Genomic DNA, 1,296 nt, shown 5'->3' on the forward strand with positions numbered 1-1,296 from the left:
GGGACTGATGCAAGGATCGGTGACAATCGGAGTGTCACGCTGCGACTGCAGGTGACTCAATCATTGCTTCGTACTCCACCGGCGTCAAACGACCCAACCGGGCTTGCCGCCGACGTCGGTGATACGTCCGCTCGATCCAGGTCACGATCGCGCTCCTCAGCTGATCCCTGGTGGCCCACCGGCGACGGTCGAGGACATTCTTCTGCAACAGAGCGAAGAACGACTCCATAGCCGCGTTATCGCCAGCCGCGCCGACGCGGCCCATCGACCCGATAATGCCGTGGCGTTCCAATGCGCGGGTGAACTTCTTCGACCGGAATTGGCTGCCGCGATCCGAGTGCGTCACGCACCCGGCCACGTCACCAGCCCTGCGGGCCACAGCCATCTCAAGAGCGTCTACGGCTAAGCGCGCCTTCATTCGGGCCCCGATCGAGTAGCCGACGATCCGCGAGGAGTAGACATCCTTGATCGCGCACATGTACAGCTTGCCCTCATCGGTCCAGTGTTCGGTTATGTCGGTCAACCACAGCTCGTTGACGGCCGTGGCACGGAACTCGTGCTGAACCCGCCCATCGGCGTCGGTAACGACACACAGGTCGTCGTGAACAGGTGGGCCGGGCTTCTTCCCATTCTTGGCCCGGGCCTTGCCGAAGGCCGAGAACCAGGCATTATCCGAGCACAACCGCCATGCGGTGCGTACCGCCATGGGCTCGCCGGCGGCCTCAGCTTCGTCGGCGAGGTACCGGTACCCGAACTCAGGGTCGTCCCGGTGGGCGTCGAAGAGGGCGTTGGCCCGATACGCCTCATTCACCTCGGCTTCAGGGACAGGGGCGGCCAGCCATCGGTAGTAGGGCTGGCGGGAGAGCTTGAGAACCCGGCACGACACCGCCACGGGGATCCCGTCGACGGCGAGCTCTCTCACGAGCGGGTAGAGCCTTTTGACGGCAGATTCGCCTGCGACAGATACGCCGCGGCACGGCGCAGGACCTCGTTCTCCTGTTCCAGCAGACGCGTGCGCCGCCGCAACTCGCGCAGTTCGGCCGATTCGTCCGTGGTCTTGCCTGGCTTGTTGCCGGCATCGATCTCGGCCTGACGGATCCATTTCGTCAGGGTGCCTTCATGGATTCCGAAGTCCTTGGCGATCTGGGCGATCGTGGTCTTCTCGTCGCGGTTCAAGGCGACGCGGATGACGTCGTCGCGGAACTCTTTCGGGTAGGGCTGTGGCATGGTGTCTATCCTTCCAGGCTTGCCTGTGAACAAGCCAGATCAGATGTCACCAAACCTTGCATCAGTCCC

1 protein-coding gene is annotated in these 1,296 nt (G+C 63.3%); it reads right to left on the minus strand.

Annotation, left to right across the window (positions count from 1 at the left end; all coding sequences use genetic code 11):
* Positions 1-34 precede the first annotated feature (34 nt).
* A protein-coding gene (locus IHE57_RS16140) for an IS3 family transposase (RefSeq protein ID WP_246476026.1) occupies positions 35-1,227 on the minus strand; the annotation gives its coding sequence in 2 pieces (ribosomal slippage) (positions 35-940 and positions 943-1,227; 1,191 coding nt in all).
* Positions 1,228-1,296 lie beyond the last annotated feature (69 nt).

It is taken from the genome of Brevibacterium renqingii, from assembly GCF_017808105.1.
Taxonomy (GTDB): domain Bacteria; phylum Actinomycetota; class Actinomycetes; order Actinomycetales; family Brevibacteriaceae; genus Brevibacterium; species Brevibacterium renqingii.